Annotated in this window: 17 protein-coding genes; 6 read left to right on the plus strand and 11 right to left on the minus strand. The window is 39.6% G+C overall.

Translation table 11 applies throughout. The annotated features are described in order from the left end of the window. Positions 1-52 precede the first annotated feature (52 nt). The 11 genes from coaE to KO529_RS01900 all read right to left on the minus strand — a co-directional run bounded on the left by coaE (position 53) and on the right by KO529_RS01900 (position 10393). Entirely contained in the window at positions 53-640 is a 588-nt protein-coding gene (gene coaE, locus KO529_RS01850; RefSeq protein WP_215946237.1) for a dephospho-CoA kinase, read from the minus strand. Further along, a complete protein-coding gene (locus tag KO529_RS01855) occupies positions 637-1593 on the minus strand; it encodes a YbbR-like domain-containing protein (RefSeq protein WP_215946238.1) in 957 nt (318 codons plus the stop codon). The genes coaE and KO529_RS01855 overlap by 4 nt, the downstream gene beginning before the upstream one ends. Positions 1594-1597: 4 nt before the next feature. Continuing rightward, the gene (locus tag KO529_RS01860; RefSeq protein ID WP_215946239.1) at positions 1598-2605 is read right to left on the minus strand and encodes a glycosyltransferase; all 1008 of its coding nucleotides are present in this window, start codon (positions 2603-2605) and stop codon (positions 1598-1600) included. A gap of 157 nt (positions 2606-2762) precedes the next feature. Beyond that, the gene (locus KO529_RS01865) at positions 2763-3575 is read right to left on the minus strand and encodes an enoyl-ACP reductase FabI (protein WP_215946240.1); all 813 of its coding nucleotides are present in this window, start codon (positions 3573-3575) and stop codon (positions 2763-2765) included. A 214-nt stretch (positions 3576-3789) separates the two neighbouring features. Next, entirely contained in the window at positions 3790-5442 is a 1653-nt protein-coding gene (gene recN, locus KO529_RS01870; protein ID WP_215946241.1) for a DNA repair protein RecN, read from the minus strand. Between the two features lie 123 nt (positions 5443-5565). After that, on the minus strand, positions 5566-6456 hold the full coding sequence (locus KO529_RS01875) for a DUF4835 family protein (RefSeq protein WP_215946242.1): 891 nt from the start codon (positions 6454-6456) through the stop codon (positions 5566-5568). After that, positions 6449-7654, minus strand: coding sequence for a bifunctional phosphopantothenoylcysteine decarboxylase/phosphopantothenate--cysteine ligase CoaBC (gene coaBC, locus KO529_RS01880; RefSeq protein ID WP_215946243.1), 1206 nt, complete (start codon positions 7652-7654; stop codon positions 6449-6451). The genes KO529_RS01875 and coaBC overlap by 8 nt, the downstream gene beginning before the upstream one ends. Before the next feature lie 3 nt (positions 7655-7657). Further along, on the minus strand, positions 7658-7990 hold the full coding sequence (locus tag KO529_RS01885) for a DNA-directed RNA polymerase subunit omega (protein ID WP_072864859.1): 333 nt from the start codon (positions 7988-7990) through the stop codon (positions 7658-7660). Between the two features lie 13 nt (positions 7991-8003). Then, a complete protein-coding gene (locus KO529_RS01890) occupies positions 8004-8813 on the minus strand; it encodes an outer membrane protein assembly factor BamD (RefSeq protein ID WP_436835192.1) in 810 nt (269 codons plus the stop codon). A 153-nt stretch (positions 8814-8966) separates the two neighbouring features. After that, on the minus strand, positions 8967-9857 hold the full coding sequence (dapA, locus tag KO529_RS01895; RefSeq protein ID WP_215946245.1) for a 4-hydroxy-tetrahydrodipicolinate synthase: 891 nt from the start codon (positions 9855-9857) through the stop codon (positions 8967-8969). Then, entirely contained in the window at positions 9857-10393 is a 537-nt protein-coding gene (locus tag KO529_RS01900) for a DUF6913 domain-containing protein (protein WP_215946246.1), read from the minus strand. The genes dapA and KO529_RS01900 overlap by 1 nt, the downstream gene beginning before the upstream one ends. A 71-nt stretch (positions 10394-10464) precedes the next feature. Between KO529_RS01900 and KO529_RS01905 the strand changes: the two genes are divergently transcribed. The 6 genes from KO529_RS01905 to KO529_RS01930 all read left to right on the plus strand — a co-directional run bounded on the left by KO529_RS01905 (position 10465) and on the right by KO529_RS01930 (position 16641). Continuing rightward, positions 10465-11229: a 5'-nucleotidase C-terminal domain-containing protein gene (locus KO529_RS01905; protein WP_215946247.1), complete on the plus strand. Its 765-nt coding sequence runs from the start codon at positions 10465-10467 to the stop codon at positions 11227-11229. Between the two features lie 2 nt (positions 11230-11231). Continuing rightward, on the plus strand, positions 11232-12143 hold the full coding sequence (locus KO529_RS01910) for a bifunctional metallophosphatase/5'-nucleotidase (protein WP_215946248.1): 912 nt from the start codon (positions 11232-11234) through the stop codon (positions 12141-12143). A gap of 9 nt (positions 12144-12152) precedes the next feature. Then, entirely contained in the window at positions 12153-12986 is an 834-nt protein-coding gene (fdhD, locus tag KO529_RS01915) for a formate dehydrogenase accessory sulfurtransferase FdhD (RefSeq protein WP_215946249.1), read from the plus strand. Between the two features lie 68 nt (positions 12987-13054). Beyond that, positions 13055-13426, plus strand: coding sequence for a DUF7009 family protein (locus tag KO529_RS01920; RefSeq protein WP_215946250.1), 372 nt, complete (start codon positions 13055-13057; stop codon positions 13424-13426). Positions 13427-13428: 2 nt separating this feature from the next. Then, positions 13429-15738 carry an FdhF/YdeP family oxidoreductase gene (locus KO529_RS01925; RefSeq protein WP_215946251.1) on the plus strand — a complete coding sequence of 770 codons (2310 nt, stop codon included), beginning with the start codon at positions 13429-13431 and terminating at the stop codon, positions 15736-15738. A gap of 126 nt (positions 15739-15864) precedes the next feature. Beyond that, the gene (locus KO529_RS01930) at positions 15865-16641 is read left to right on the plus strand and encodes an NIPSNAP family protein (RefSeq protein ID WP_215946252.1); all 777 of its coding nucleotides are present in this window, start codon (positions 15865-15867) and stop codon (positions 16639-16641) included. Positions 16642-16736 lie beyond the last annotated feature (95 nt).

Here is a 16736-nt window from a genome sequence, read left to right on the forward strand (position 1 = left end):
TAGCGAATTGCACGTTTAACCTAACCTTAACAAAAATGTTAAAATTTCGCGCTTAAGCCCTTATTTTAAGTAATTTATGGTGAATTCGGGACACTTCCCTTTCCGTAGCCTCCAATCCAATATTTTCAATTATGAAGTCTGAAAACTTCTCTTTTTCACTATCTGGCCATTGATTATCTATACGTTGTATTACTGCTTCGGCCGTGATTCCATCCCTATCAACAACCCTTTGTATCCTGATGTCCCTTGGAGAGGTCACTAAAATTATTTTATCATAAAGTTCCTTGGTCCCGTTTTCAAATATAATAGCTGCTTCCTGTATTACATAAGGGGCATTCTGTCGTTTGCACCAACTTTTAAAATGACGTCTCACAGCAGGATGGACTATATTGTTGAGGCCCTGCAATAATTTCTTATCCTTGAACACGATTTTGGCGATATACTCCCTATTCAGCTCCCCTTCCAAATAACTCTCCTTGCCCAATAAGGTCTCAATATCCTTTTTAATCTTTTTTGAACGGGTCATTAAATTCTTTGCTTCCAGATCAGAATTATAGAGGGGCACTCCCAATTTTTGAAACATGGCCCCCACAGTAGATTTTCCACTACCAATACCTCCTGTCAAGCCTACGATCATCATTGCCTCTTTAGTATAAATTCCACTTTATTCTCCCTAAGCTGTACCACATTCACGCTATCGGGCTTTTTGGTCAATTTCAGGTCCAAAACATTTTCGTGTTTGTCCCTTAGGTTGGAATAGTCGGCAGTAACCACAAAATCCGACACCACCAATTCCTTAATAGCACTTAAACGCCCCCTGCACAAAACCGAAACTATTTCTGGAAAAGTTCTTATCCCGACTCCTTCAGGTACATTGACAACCTCTACTGGAACCTTAAAAACCTTTTCAGAAAATTTAAATATTTTGGCCGATAGGGTTATATAATGATCGGAGTATTTGGTGTTTTTCAGCTTAGGCGGAAGAATCAGTTTTAATTTCTTCGAAATATCATTGGTCGTATGTGGCAGCACCAAAGTTTGAGTGGTAATTCCGGTCAAAGTATCAATCTCCGTTTTAGGCCCCATTACGGTTATGGAATCTGGCAATAAAGTATAGTTCTTATCCATTAAATAGTTTTGCTCCAAATCTATAGTCACTTTAGGAAGTACTGGGACCTTTTTTTTGTAAAGCTTTTGGAAATTAAAAAACAAGGTATCCTTATCCATATCCTCGACCCTTATAAACTTTGAAAGCTGATTTTCTATCTGACTTCTATAGGTTGAAGGGGAAACAAAATATTTGGAACCTTTTTTCTCCAATTCGGATAAGTCCACTTCCACAGTTTTGTTCTTGAAACCAAACATCAAAAATTGAAACCCACTGGCCCTGAGCCTAACCTTTATGTTCCTTTTGGAAACACTATTTAGCAATAAGCTGTCCGGGGTACTACCATAGTGAATATCAAAAGTAGCATTATTGGTATATTGTTCTCCCAAATTGCTAATAAACCAAGCCAGACTGGAACATAACAGAAAGACAAGAAACAGTTTTACCTTTCTTTTATTGAGTCCGTTTTTAATTTTATCTATCAACTTATTACTGAGTTTTAAAGAAAAGAGTAGGGAATAACTCCTCCGGTTTCTTATTGCTGAACGCTATTAGAATCGAATTTTTAAAAAATCCAAAACCATATCCTACAAATTGGACCACCACTGCCATTAATGACAGCACAGCCACCTTAAAATTTTTATTGACCACTAAAGAATGTACAAAAAGTAAACCAAAATATAAGGCATAAATAGATATTGGCCACAAAACCCCTAAAACCAACAAGACAAGAGCCCCAACAAATCCGAAACAGAACAAAGTAGGGAACCAATAAGTAATTTTGGCACTGTCTGGATGCCAATGATTTAAAATGGGCCTTACCATTCCAAATTTCTTGACCTGGGTATAAAATTTATTCCAATCTATTCGCCGCTTATGGTATACATAGGCATCCTCTATCAATTTAGTTTCAAACCCCGCTTCCCATATTCTAAAGGTCAGGTCTGGATCTTCTCCTGGATGTATATTCCCATATCCACGGGTTTCTTCAAACGCTGCTTTAGATATTCCCATATTAAAGCTCCTGGGCTGAAATTTGCCTACAGCCCTCTTATTTCCCCGTATTCCACCAGTGGTGAACATAGAGGTCATGGCATAATTAATGGCCTTTTGCACATTGGTAAAGGAAGAATGTGCCGCATCTGGCCCCCCATAACAATCCACATAATAGTTTGTCAAGGATTTTTCCACCACCGACAAATATTGGCTAGGAATTATACAATCGGAATCCAGCACTATAAAATAATTACCGCGGGCACGATTCATTCCATAATTTCGGGAATCACCAGGGCCAGAATTCTTCTTCTTTAAATACGTTATGGACAATTTATCCTTATACTTTTCCACAATACCTTCCGAACTTTCGGACGAACCGTCTTCCACGACAACCACCTCAAAAGATTTACCGTAGTCCTGTAACGACAGGCTTTCCAGCAATTCATTGATCTCATTGGGTCTGTTGTAAACCGGCACTATAAAAGAAAAGTATAAATCCATTGAGCTTTGCTATAAATTAAAAAGGTGAAACAAACGTACAGGCCTGCCTTCAGTCTTGTTTCAACTGCATTAAGCTAATTTGAATAATATGTAGCCACGGAGTATAGCCAATATGAATGGGTTAGCTCAAAGGCATCCTACCAATATACCTACCGAGCTATTCGGAAAATCTATCAATTACTTCCTGACTAACGCCTGTATTGGAAAAACCACCGTCATGAAACAAATTCTGCATGGTAACCTTTTTGGTCAAATCGGAAAAAAGGGTCACAGTATAGTCAGCACAATCCTGAGCTGTTGCATTACCCAAAGGCGACATCTTTTCTGCATAGGAAATAAAGCTGTCAAAACCTTTAACTCCTTGTCCCGCAGTTGTAGCTGTGGGGGATTGGGATATGGTATTCACCCTTACCTTCTTCTCCTTGCCAAAAAAGTATCCAAAACTACGGGCCACCGATTCCAAATAAGCTTTATTGTCGGCCATATCATTATAATCCGGAAAGGTACGTTGCGCAGCCATATAAGTCAAAGCCACGATACTCCCCCATTCGTTCATTGCATCGGCCTTGTACAGGCTCTGCATTACTTTGTGAAAAGAAAGGGCGGATACATCCCAGCCTTTGGTTGTAAAATCATATTTCTCATCTGTATAGGCCCTGCCTTTACGAACGTTGACAGACATCCCTATGGCGTGCAAAACAAAATCTATTTTCCCTCCCAAAATCTCCATGGATTGTGTTACCAAATTATCCAAATCCTCTTCGCTTGTGGCATCGGCAGGAATAATCTTGGAACCCGTCTTTTTTGCAAGTTCATCTATCTGCCCCATACGCATAGCTATGGGTGCATTGGTAAGGACAAAAGTACCGCCTTCGGCATGAATGGTCTCAGCAGTTTTCCAAGCTATGGAATTGGCATCGAGTGCCCCAAAAATTATCCCTTTTTTTCCTTTTAGTAAATTAAACGACATAGTCTATTTTCTTTGTGAATTTTAGATCGTCAAAGATATTAAAAATTAGTGGGTAGACCGCAGAAAGAACAAGGTAGAAAAGTTGGCAACCCTGTTGACGGGGCTTCAAATTATTAGGGTTATAGGCGAAAAGCTATTAATGTTGTTACACACATAAATACTTATAAACACCACTAAACGGAATTCAGGATTTCCCTATCCGCTTACACAAAGGTTAATCCAGTAACTGCCTGGCATGTGCCAAAGCCGATTCGGACAAGGTTTTCCCACCCAACATTTCTGCCAGCTCCACAACCCTCTCTTCCGAAGAAAGCCTTTTCATTTTGGTATTGGCCCCCATCAGTTCTTCTTCCTTGTATACCTTAAAATGATGTACACCTTTGGCTGCTACCTGTGGTAAGTGGGTGATAGAAAATATCTGCATAGTATTGCTCATATCCTTCATAATATCTCCCATTTTATTGGAAATCTCTCCGGATACTCCCGTATCTATCTCATCGAACATCATTGTAGGCAGCTGTTCGTATCTGGCCAAAATGGCCTTAATGGTCAACATAATCCTGGACAGTTCACCGCCCGAGGCCACCTTCTTAAGGTCACCATAAGCAGACCCCTTGTTCGCTGAAAACAAAAAGCTAAGATCATCCTTACCCGTGGGTTTAAACTCTTTGGCTGGCGAAATTTCAATTTTAAAGGTAGCACTTGCCATCCCTAAGTCGATCAAAGTTTCCTCCAATTGTTTTTTCAGCTCTGGAATAACCACCTTTCTTCTTTTACTTATGTTGGTAGCTTCAGTGTTCAAAGCAATTTCCAATTGATGCAACTCCTTCTTTTTACGGTCTATATCGGCAACAACATTCTCGGTTGCACTTACCTTCTCATCCAAGGCATTCCTTATTTCTAACAATTCCGGAATTGTCTGGACCTTATGTTTCTTTAAAAGATCATAAAGCAATTGAAGTTTGGCGTTTACCTGCTCCAACAATTGTGGATCGGCCTCTACCTTATCATTTAGAATATTAAGTTCGTTGGTAATATCATCCAACTCAATAAACACCGATTTTACGCGCTCATTTATATCTGAATACTGGTGGCCAAAACTGGCCAACTTACTGGATACCTGTTTCAGCTCCGTAAGTAGGTTCACCAGCCCTATCTGCTCATCATTTAATAACTGTTGCCCATGGGACAATTGCTCTAAAATAATTTCCACATTGTTAAGCTGTTCGTACTGCTCCTCCAATTCTTCCAATATTCCCTCTTTTAAAGGAGCCGAATTTAATTCCTGCAACAAAAAACTATTATACTCGTGTTCCTTGTTGGCACTATTCTGAAAATCCACAAGTTTTTGTAATTCCTTTTGTGTAGATTGATATAACAGCAACTTCGAAGAATAGGCTGTTAGCACTGGTCCATTATCGGCAAGGGCATCTATAACCTTCAGTTGAAAATCATTATCCGCAAGTCGTAACGTTTGATGCTGGGAATGTACATCTATCAATTGACCCCCCAATTGGGACAGAATATCCAAGGTAACCGGGGAGTCATTTATAAAAGCCCGGGATTTACCGCTAGGCAAAATCTCCCTTCTAATAATGGTCTTTGCCTCATAATCCAGGTCGTTATCCAAGAAAAATGATTCCAAACCATATTTGGAAATTTCAAATTCCGCCTCTACGATGCATTTATCCTCCTTCTCCCTTAAGGAGGAAAGATCCGCCCTTTTACCCAACACCAAGGACAACCCACCTAATAAAATGGATTTACCGGCACCTGTTTCACCTGTTATTACTGTAAAGCCATTGGTAAACTTAACGTTTAAATGGTCTATTAATGCGTAATTCTTTATGGAAAGATTTGTCAGCAAAGTTTATTATCTAAGATTGCCGTAAAGATAATTTATATTGCTTTGGAAAAAAATGTGTGGTAAAAAAATTCTATTTACAAAATCCCGATGCGGGACCAAATAACATTGTACAAAGGAATCCGATCAAAATTTTATTTCGTTCCAAGTGGACGAATATAGTGGGGCAATTTTGTTCAAAGTTTGCTTAAGCTGTACAATATCCACTTTGGGACCATCGGAAAATACGTTTTGTATTTCTTCCGACTTTGCATCAAAAAAAGTTTGAATTAAAAAAGCGTTGGGATGCCTGCCTCCCATGGTCTCCAGCAAACGCATGGTACCTGCAACTACCTGCTTTCCTGTGCTGTTATTATCTGCCAGGACGTCCAATCCTTTTCTGTGGTAATTGTACATTGCTATTCTGTACTCTCGGTATGAATTGGACAAAAGGTTGTCTACCAACTCAAACCTACTTCTTTGCCCAGATGTCTGTGTCCACCCAGAATAACCTGCACTTTGGGCCAAAGTAACAACTTGTTGTGCCTTTTTATAAAAATCGGTACCGCCCTCCAAAGAAAAAGTGTCCGCATCCAAGCCAAGAATAATGTAGGCATAGTAAGATACGACCCCTACCAAATTGGAAGTTATATTGTTTTCATTTAGGATCAAGGGCTGAAACTCTATATAATCAAAACTGAGCTGATTGTCCTTATAATTAAAAACAGGACTTTCATAGGAGGTATTAAAAACAGGTCTTGACGATTGAATCTGAATATTCCCTTTAAATCTACTGGATTCATACTCCGTAATGGTAATGAACATTTGGGCGTTAACCCTTTCATTTTCCTTATAGACCCGATTGGACCATCTATTCTTATTTACAAAATCATTTAAGGAACGCTCCAGAGTCTTGAAAACTTGTTGATTGGTCTGCCCTACCTGATCAGAATTTATAGTAACCACACAGTTTAACTCCTGAGCTCCCAAGGTTATAGAAGTTACAAAACAAATTATGGCTAAAAATAGATTACGCATGGATCCTGTTGGTGATTTCATTTAAAATATCCGAGGCCACCTCTGCCTTGGTTTTTAACTCAAACGTTTTAATATCCAAATTCTTATCTATGAACGATATTTTATTGGTCAATTTTCCAAAACCCGCACCACTATCGTTCATGGAATTTAAGACAATAGCGTCCAAATTTTTCCGTTTTAATTTTCCTATGGCGTTTTCAACCTCATTTTCTGTTTCCAGGGCAAAACCAACCAGAAACTGATCCTTCTTCATTTCTCCCAAGGAAAAAAGAATATCCTTGTTCTTTACCAAAGTGATGGTAAATTCCTCTGCCGATTTCTTTATTTTCTGTTCGGCCACTAATTTAGGCCTGTAATCAGCCACCGCAGCAGCGCAAATAACGATATCCATTTCCGGGTACAAGGCAACCGTTGCCTTATACATTTCATCGGCCGAAGTTACTTTAACAAGATCTATCTGGGAATGTTGCAGTGTTAAATGGGACGGCCCGGACACCAAATATACCTTAGCCCCAAGTTTGGCTGCATTTTTGGCCAACTCATACCCCATTAAACCCGATGAGTGATTTCCAATAAACCTAACCGGATCAATGGCCTCATAGGTGGGACCGGCCGTTATCAATACTTTCTTATTTCTTAGAGGCAGCCCTTTACCCATGTGATCATTGAGGAAATCCACAATATCCTCGGGTTCGGCCATGCGGCCCTCCCCTATTAATCCACTGGCCAACTCTCCTGATGTAGCCGGAATCATTACATTCCCAAAAGATAATAGCTTTTTAAAGGTTGCTGTAGTGGAAGGATGTTTATACATGTCCAAGTCCATCGCCGGAGCAAAGTAAACAGGGCATTTTGCCGAGAGATAAGTGGCCATCAACAAATTATCGCAGGTACCGTTGGCCATTTTGGACAGGGTATTGGCCGTAGCTGGGGCAATAAGAACTATGTCTGCCCAAAGTCCCAGTTCTACATGATTGTTCCAGGAAACTGTTCCGTTTTCCTCATCTACAAAGGAAGATAGTACGGCATTCTTGGACAGGGTAGCCAAGGTTAAGGGAGAAACAAAAGAGCTGGCGCTTTCCGTTAAAACAACTTTAACGTTAGCGCCAGCTTTAATAAGTAAACGAACTAAAAAGGTGGTTTTATAAGCAGCTATACCCCCAGTAATGCCCAAAAGTATATTCTTACCGCCCAACATCCTTTAAGCGTCTTTCTCTGTATTCCTGTGATAAATTTTATCATCCAACCACTCCTTTACCGCCAATGCATGGGGCTTGGGCAATTTTTCGTAGAATTTAGAAACCTCGATCTGTTCCTTGTTTTCAAAAACTTCCTCCAAACTATCACTGTAGGTAGCAAACTCTTCCAACTTCTCCAAAAGCTCTTTTTTAATTTCAGAATTAATCTGAACAGCTCTTTTGGCAGTTATGGAAATAGCCTCATAGATATTCCCAGTCTTGGCATCGAAATCATTTTTATTGATCGTCACCGTAGAAACAGGAGCCTTCGAGTTTTTTAAATCGTTCATATTCATATCAAATCGTATTTTATTTGGAATAAATTTCTAATTCTTTTTCAACCTTTTCCAAGGTCTTATTTGCATCCTTAAGATACTTGGACTCCGGGAAATATTTTTTGAAAGTCAGATAAGCCGCTTTGGCATCATTCAATCGAGATTTTTTAAGATAATCGAAGCTGTTAAGCGCTAAATTGGTTGACGCATCAAACTTATAATATAGGGCATCTTCGCGATAAACGGAACCCGGGTTGTCTGAAATAAAGTTGTCAAAAGCGGTAACCGCGGGAGTTAAAAAGGTATAATCAAATTCCCCAATAGTATTGAACTGCTTTGCTATCTCGTAGGATTTACGCTCTTTCTTGGTCGTCAATTCCTTGGCCATGATATTGGCTTCTACTAAAAATTCGGATTCTGGGTAGGTATTGATGAAGTTTTGCAACTTTATCAAGGCCTTGTCCGTATCCGTTTGGTCCAAAGAGTATTTAGGGGAAAGCTTGTAATAACTTTTAGCTCCATAAAAGCCAGCCTCTACAGCCTTATCACTTTTAGGATATGATTTTAGGAACCTTTCAAACTGGTAACCTGCCATATTATAGTCCTTGGTCTGAAAATAAGAATCTGCAAGAAAGTACATAACACGTTCTCCTTGTGGCTTACCTATATACTTTGGCGCTATCTGTTCCAACAATCGGTTGGCCCTTTTAAAATCACCGGCATCATAAAATTTTTCAGCCAAATCATATTTGGCCTTAACATCTTCATTTTTAAGTACCTTTTGGTACTCACTACAAGAGCTAAGGATGACAAGCAATAATAAAAAGGAAAATAGACGCTTCATTTTTAAAAACATTTTGCAAAATTAAGGATTCTAAACGGATATAAAAAACATTTTTATCACGCTAAAATAGCCCGCCTCTTTACCAACTACAACATTTTTATGCAAGTTTTAACTTTGTTGGTAAAAAATCCAATAATAGATAGTTGTTTTTTACTAAACAACCGTCTTTAGCAAGGTGTTCAAAAAGCTCTTAATGGTTTTTTTAAGGGTTGCAGTGGCCTCTACCAATGGCAACCTTACAACTGCAGTTCCCAGGCCAACAGCTTCCAACAAAGCCTTGATACCCGCGGGATTACCTTCTTTAAAAATTAAATCCATACCGTCCTGAATGGCATAGTGCAACGCAAAGGCCTCCTTGACCCTGCCTGCCAGCCCAAAACGTATCATCTGGGAAAATTCTGAAGGAAGTCCCTGTCCTAAAACAGAAATTACCCCGGAACCACCGGCCAATACCGTAGAAAGTGCGGTAAAATCATCTCCGGAAATCACCATAAAATCTGCAGGTTTATCCTTTATGGTTCGCATTATTTGAACCATATCGCCGCAGGCCTCCTTGATACCCACAATATTGTTAAAATCATTGGCCAATCTCAAAACAGTCTCAGGAAGCATATTACTCCCTGTCCTACCAGGTACATTGTACAATATGATAGGCTTGGGAGAGGCCAAGGAAATGGCTTTAAAATGCTGATATATCCCCTCTTGTGTAGGTCTATTATAATATGGTGAAACCGATAAAATGGCCACAAAATCCTTTAGATCGGTTTCTTGCAGTTCTTCAACAACAGCCGCAGTGTTGTTACTTCCTATGCCCAAAACCAATGGAAGCCTACCTGCATTGGCATCCACAATAGTATCTATAACCAGTTGTTTTTCTTTTTTGGACAACACAACAGACTCCCCGGTAGTTCCCAAAACAACCAAATAATCTATTCCACCATCCACACAATAATTTACGATTTTTGCCAAAGCTATCGTATCTATAGAAAAATCCTCCTTAAAAGGAGTCACCAGGGCAACACCCGTTCCAACTAACTGTTCCATTATTTAATCTCATTTAAAACCCTCAAATATTTCCGTAACTCCTTTTTAAAAGTTTGGAAATCCTTGATGGGAGTATTCAATATCAAATCATTTAAATTTTTATCCACACCACCAAAACCCACCTTTAGCCTCGCTTTGGTCTTTAACGTCATTAACTGCAATAATAATTTTTCATCCGTATAATAATTAACCAAAAGGTCATATTCCCTATTTAAAAACTCCAAGGCATAGCTGTTTTCAATATTCGCTTTCCACCCCAAATCCTTGTCGGAAAAAACTGGGGTTGAATAAGGGGAGTTTTTATCATAAAATTTCTTGTACCCAATTATTTTTACAGAATTGGGCCTTAGGGAAAATTCATCCACAAACTCATAAAAAGCATTGGCATTTTCAAACGCGTCCAAATCAACAATACAACCAACAGAACTTATACCCTTAACCCGATCAATAGTTTCAGGAGGAGCATTCAACCCCCTCTGTAAATACTTTTTACCGGCTCTAAATTTAATTTTTTCCTTAAGCGTTTTTAAAAACATGTATTTTTACATTTTCAAGATTGTAAATGTAAATAATATCACCTCAATAATTATACGAAGGTAAGAAGTATATGGATTTAAAAAACAAACATTTTGTTATAATTGCAACAATTGTACTCGTCCTGAGCTGCAAGGAATCCGTTCCCAAACTTAGAAATATTGAGGGACAAAGGATTCAGATCAATTACTCTTCCAATCCAAACGATTCCATAGAAAACGTCATAGCGCCCTACCGAAACAGGATCAACGAGGTATTGGACAGCGTTTTGGCCTATGCCCCAATGACCATATCCAAAACAGATGGTACTTTAAATTCTCCCGCAGGCAATTTAATGGCAGACATTGTAATGCAGGAAGTAAACCCCGTTTTTACGGCCAGAACCGGGAAGCAAATAGATTTTGTACTTCTTAACTTTGGAAGTATCCGATCCGTAATATCAGAAGGTGACATTACTGAGCGCACAGCCTACGAGGTAATGCCATTTGAAAACTCGGTAGTTGTTGCTGAATTGGATGGTAAAGCTATCCGGGCAATGGTATCATTTCTGATAAAATCCAGTGTTGCCCACCCTATTTCAGGGATTCAAATAGTCGTAGATAAAAATAAAAGTTTGCAAGCGGTAAACATTCAAGGAAAACCCTTTGACGAAAACAAGACTTATAATGTTGCCACTTCAGATTATTTGATCACCGGTGGTGATAAAATGGATTTTTTAAAAGAATATATTTCTGTGACCGATTCCGATTATCTAATTAGAAATACCCTGATTGATTATTTTAAGAAAATAGACACCCTTACTGCGGCTACTGATGACCGGTTTATGCAAATCAAATAATTATGGAACGTAGAAAATTTATATCGGATACAGCAGCTTCTGCCGCTTTTATTGGCATAGGCGGACTAACGCTAAATTCTTGCCAAAATTCCGGGAACAAACACATTACTATCTTGCACACCAACGATGTGCATAGCCATATAGACCCCTTTCCAACCAACCATTCGGCCTATCCCAACTTGGGCGGCCTGGCAAGAAGGGCAACTTTGGTGGATCAAATCAGAAAAGAAAACCCGAATACACTATTATTTGATGCTGGCGACATTTTTCAGGGGACACCCTACTTCAATTTTTATGGGGGTGAATTGGAATTTAAACTAATGAGTATGTTAAAGTATGATGCCGCTACCATTGGAAATCATGATTTTGACAACGGCCTTAATGGCCTTTATGCCCAACTGCCCTACGCCTCCTTCGATTTTTTATCCGCCAATTATGACTTTGTAAACACCCTTATGGATGGTCATGTGAAGCCATACAAAACATATATGGTAGACGAAATAAAGATTGGAGTCTTTGGATTGGGAATAGAACTGGCCGGTCTGGTGACCAAAAAGTTGTACCAAGAAACCGTTTATCTGGACCCCATAGAAATTGCGCAGGACATAAGCCGTACCTTAAAGGAGGAGGAAAAATGTGATTTAATTATTTGTCTTTCCCATTTAGGATATCAGTATCAAAACCCTCAAAAACCCGATGACCTAAAGTTGGCGGCCAAGACAGAGAACATTGATTTGATCATTGGAGGCCATACACATACATTTTTGGATAGGCCCACCATAGTAAACAATAGAAAAAACGAACAAATATTAGTAAACCAGGTTGGATGCTTCGGCATTAATCTAGGCCGAATCGACTTTTATTTTGACAATGGCAAGCAAAACGTTGCTGATGGCGTGTCGATCAAGGTATAACCACATATTATGATTCAGGAAAAAGGAAAACCTATAGTTTCAAAGAAAATTATCAAAATACTGGGAGATGACCTTGTAGAGCACACGGACGATATAGCTGTTGAAGAACCACTACAAATTAGCATCAGTGTTTTAAATTTGGATTCCCCCCTTACCAATAAAAATATCTCCATTACTATGAGAACGCCGGGCAATGATCAGGACCTGGCCATTGGATTTCTTTTTACAGAGGGCATTATTCAAGATTCCAATCAAATAAAAAGGGTTGCCCTTGATGAAAATAGCATAAATGTCCAACTAATTAATTCCCAAAACATAGATCTTGGCAAACTGGAACGGCATTTCTACACCAGCAGTAGTTGCGGAGTTTGCGGCAAAGCCAGTATTGACGCTATAAAAACCATATGTCGCCTACCCCCTTCCCTGGCGGATTTTAAGATCGAAAAAAATCTTATTAAATCCTTTCCCGGCATTCTTCAGCAAGAGCAGAATATTTTTAACAATACCGGAGGCATACACGCAGCAGCACTATTTAATGTTCAGGGCAAATTAATAACAATGCGCGAGGATGTGGGAAGACATAACGCTTTGGACAAAATAATTGGCCATGTACTTACCCAAGACCTATTGCCATTGGATCAACATTTATTATTTCTGAGCGGTCGCGCCAGCTTCGAATTGATCCAAAAAGCAGCCATGGCAGGGATTCACTTTATTATGGCCGTAGGAGCCCCGTCCAGCTTGGCCGTAGAAATGGCCTTGGAACATGATATTACCTTGATAGGATTTCTAAACGAAACCAGGTATAATATCTACACCGGCTCAAAACGGATTAAAATTTAGGAATCTAAACTTTGAGACTGATAGTCGAATACCTAACTTTATAGAATTAGGTATAAAATATTGTTTGAATGAAAATTAGGATACAAGGAAATTCGGTTCGTTATAGACTTACCCGTTCGGAGGTTGAATCTTTGAAGAAAGACGGCTATTACAAGGAACAGACCGCTTTTAATGGCAAGAGTTTTATCTACGTCGTGGCTGCTAAGGAAAACATAACCGGCCTCCAAGCCGAGTTTAAAGGGGACACCATTACCCTGCTTTTACCTAAGAATGAAAGTCTAAAATGGCCTGATAGCGAGCAGGTAGGCTATGAAAACAAGATGGTTTTAAACGATGGACAGGTACTGAATTTATTATTGGAAAAAGATTTTGTTTGTTTGGATGAACGTGTTGAAGATCAATCGGATAATTACCCCAACCCCAAAGCAACAACAAAATAATAATGGCCAAAAATTTAGAAAAACCCAGTCCTAGTCCAACTGCTCCGGCAAAATTAACCGGTCTAAAAACCGCGGAACCCAAAAAAGTAGCTGCAGGTATTCCTGCTGTTATATCATCTGCCAAACATGTTTTTGGCGAAATGGGACTCGGCCGTGGATTAAAAGCACTTGCCAACCTCAACCAAAAAGGCGGAATCGACTGTCCAGGCTGTGCCTGGCCGGACCCGGACGATGAGCGAAGCTCTATAGCAGAATATTGCGAAAATGGCGCCAAGGCCATTGCCGAAGAGGCCACTACCAAAAAACTGGACACCAACTTTTTCAAGGAAAACAGTGTTTCCCAACTTTCCATGCTTTCCGATTACGAAATAGGAAAAAAAGGTAGGTTAGCACAGCCTATGTATTTGCCCGAAGGCTCGGATTACTATCAAGAAATAAGCTGGGAAGAAGCTTTCTCCAAAATAGCAAATCATCTAAATAAATTAAAAAGTCCTGACGAGGCCATATTTTACACCTCGGGAAGGACAAGTAACGAGGCTGCCTTCCTCTACCAACTTTTTGTTAGGGAATACGGTACCAACAATATGCCGGACTGCAGTAATATGTGCCACGAAAGTAGTGGCGTTGCCCTTACCGATACCTTGGGCATAGGCAAAGGCTCTGTAAAACTGGAAGATTTTTACGAAACTGAGGTTATCCTGATCCTGGGGCAAAATCCGGGCACCAATCACCCAAGAATGCTGAGTGCCCTTAAAAAAGCTAAAGAAAATGGAGCCACCATTATCTCAATAAATCCGATTATTGAAACCGGATTGTTAAATTTCAACAATCCCCAGGAAATAAAAGGTGCCCTAGGAATAAAGTCGAAATTAACGGACCTATACCTTCAGGTAAAAATAAATGGGGATATGGCGCTCCTTCAGGCCTTGGCAAAACTTATGATGATCGAGGAGGATAAACGTCCTGGGGCTGTTTTTGATTTGGATTTTATAAAAGAAAAAACCCAAGGTTTTGAAGATTACCTAACACACTTAAAAACACTGGATCTAAATAATTTAATAGCAGAATGTGGAATTCCACTGCAGACCCTGCAGAGTGTGGCCAAAATCTTATGCAACAAAAATAAGATTATTGCTTGCTGGGCTATGGGTCTTACGCAGCACAAAAATTCCGTGAATACTATAAAAGAGGTCGTAAACCTTTTATTATTAAAGGGAAGTATAGGAAAAGCTGGTGCCGGTACCTGTCCCGTTCGTGGTCACAGCAATGTACAGGGAGACCGAACTATGGGTATTTACGAAAAGCCCTCACAATCATTTTTGGACCGGCTGGAGAAAGTATTCCACTTCAACCCACCACGCAAACATGGATTTGACACTGTAGAAAGTATTAAAGCCATGCATTCCGGCAAAGCCAGCGTCTTTTTTGCAATGGGGGGTAATTTCCTATCCGCTACCCCAGACACCCTATTTACTGCCGAAGCGCTTCAAAAATGTGACCTGACCGTACAGGTGTCCACCAAACTAAACCGTAGTCATCTTATCCATGGCAGGGAAGCCATCATACTACCTTGTTTGGGAAGAACGGATAAAGACCTTATCAACGGCGAATTGCAGTTTGTAAGTGTTGAAAATTCTATGGGGGTTGTGCATAGCTCCAAGGGAAGTCTTAAACCCATATCGTCCCAGATGCTAAGCGAACCTGCCATTGTTTGCCAATTGGCCAAGGCCTCCCTAAAAAACTCCAAAGTGGATTGGGAAAAATACCTACAACATTACGACTATATAAGGGACAGTATAGAAGAATGTATTCCTGGATTTGAGAACTACAACCAAAGGGTAAGGCAGCCTTCCGGCTTTTATTTACCCAACGGGGCACGGGACAATTCCTATAATACGACAAGTGGAAAGGCCAATTTTAGCATATCCAATAGTGAGGCCATTGTCTTGGACGAAGATGAACTTTTAATGATGACCATAAGGAGTCATGATCAGTTTAACACCACTATTTATGGACTCAATGATCGTTATAGGGGCATATTTAATGAACGAAGGGTTATTTTGATGCACCCCAAGGATATTGAAAGATACCACCTCAAGGAAAGGGATTTGGTAGACCTTTATAATTTTCACAACAATACGGAAAGGGTAGCGCAAAAGTTCATTGTTTTGCCTTACAATATCCCTGAAAAATGCTGTGCTACCTATTTTCCTGAGGCCAATGTCCTGGTACCTTTAAACAGTACTGCCGATAAGAGCAATACCCCTACTTCCAAATCGGTGGTCATTAAGCTTAAGAAACATTTATCCTAGACTTAAAATGACAATTTAGGGATACACCCAACATTGTTTGTTTTTTTAAAAAAACTATTACATTATATTCAAAAGCCCTAACTTAACAGGCACCAAAAATCTAATATTTATCTTAAACCAATTCCAATGTACAAAACTGCATATATTTCAGTTCTTTTATTGCTATTAACAATAAACACCTATAGCCAAGCCCAGCAACGGGAATATTACCAATTAAAGACCTACCTCATGGATACCGAGGAACAGGAAAATACCACGGACCAATACTTGAGCAAGGCCTTGTTGCCTGCTCTCAAAAAACTGAACATAAAGAACGTGGGTGTTTTTAAGCCAAGAACAATCGACTCCTTAAATCCTAGAAGCATAAAAGTTTTGATCCCCATGAAAGGTCTTGGTGATTTGGAAACAATAGAGACCAAACTTCAAAAGGATAAAGTTTATATGGCAGCAGCCAAAGACTTTTTGGATGCTCCTTATAAAAACCCACCCTATAGCCGGGTTGAATCTGTTCTTTTAAAAGCCTTTGTGGATATGCCCAAGATGAAGCCTTCGCCTTTAAGTGGCCCCCGTAAAGACCGTATCTATGAATTAAGAAGTTATGAATCGGCAACAGAGGCCAAATACATCAACAAAGTAGACATGTTCAATAAAGGTGGGGAAGTAAACCTTTTCGACAATTTAGGCTTTAATGCTGTTTTCTATGGTGAGGTTTTGTCAGGCGCAACAATGCCCAACCTAATGTACATGACCACATTTGAAAATCAGGCTAGTAGGGATGCCCATTGGAAATCCTTTTCCGACTCACCGGTGTGGACCAAAATAAAAACAGACCCCAATTACCAAAACAACGTTTCCAAAAACGTCACCCGCTTTTTCTACCCTACTGAATATTCTGATTATTGATAATAGCTCCGCAGCATTTCCTTAAACAGGAAATAAAGGAGCAAATCATTGTTGGTTGTTGGGGTTAAAAATCCTTTATAACAAAACAGGCCGTG

This window comes from Arenibacter algicola (assembly GCF_018860365.1).
GTDB classification, from domain to species: domain Bacteria; phylum Bacteroidota; class Bacteroidia; order Flavobacteriales; family Flavobacteriaceae; genus Arenibacter; species Arenibacter algicola_B.

Coding starts and splice junctions, on each gene's coding strand:
- KO529_RS01900 (WP_215946246.1), bottom strand. CDS start 10,393: ATGTTTTTAAAAACGCTTAAGGAAAAAATTAAATTTAGAGCCGGTAAA.
- KO529_RS01865 (WP_215946240.1), bottom strand. CDS start 3,575: ATGTCGTTTAATTTACTAAAAGGAAAAAAAGGGATAATTTTTGGGGCA.
- KO529_RS01905 (WP_215946247.1), top strand. CDS start 10,465: ATGGATTTAAAAAACAAACATTTTGTTATAATTGCAACAATTGTACTC.
- KO529_RS01925 (WP_215946251.1), top strand. CDS start 13,429: ATGGCCAAAAATTTAGAAAAACCCAGTCCTAGTCCAACTGCTCCGGCA.
- KO529_RS01920 (WP_215946250.1), top strand. CDS start 13,055: ATGAAAATTAGGATACAAGGAAATTCGGTTCGTTATAGACTTACCCGT.
- dapA (WP_215946245.1), bottom strand. CDS start 9,857: ATGGAACAGTTAGTTGGAACGGGTGTTGCCCTGGTGACTCCTTTTAAG.
- KO529_RS01890 (WP_436835192.1), bottom strand. CDS start 8,813: ATGAAGCGTCTATTTTCCTTTTTATTATTGCTTGTCATCCTTAGCTCT.
- KO529_RS01875 (WP_215946242.1), bottom strand. CDS start 6,456: ATGCGTAATCTATTTTTAGCCATAATTTGTTTTGTAACTTCTATAACC.
- coaE (WP_215946237.1), bottom strand. CDS start 640: ATGATGATCGTAGGCTTGACAGGAGGTATTGGTAGTGGAAAATCTACT.
- KO529_RS01860 (WP_215946239.1), bottom strand. CDS start 2,605: ATGGATTTATACTTTTCTTTTATAGTGCCGGTTTACAACAGACCCAAT.
- KO529_RS01930 (WP_215946252.1), top strand. CDS start 15,865: ATGTACAAAACTGCATATATTTCAGTTCTTTTATTGCTATTAACAATA.
- KO529_RS01910 (WP_215946248.1), top strand. CDS start 11,232: ATGGAACGTAGAAAATTTATATCGGATACAGCAGCTTCTGCCGCTTTT.
- fdhD (WP_215946249.1), top strand. CDS start 12,153: ATGATTCAGGAAAAAGGAAAACCTATAGTTTCAAAGAAAATTATCAAA.
- KO529_RS01885 (WP_072864859.1), bottom strand. CDS start 7,990: ATGAATATGAACGATTTAAAAAACTCGAAGGCTCCTGTTTCTACGGTG.
- coaBC (WP_215946243.1), bottom strand. CDS start 7,654: ATGTTGGGCGGTAAGAATATACTTTTGGGCATTACTGGGGGTATAGCT.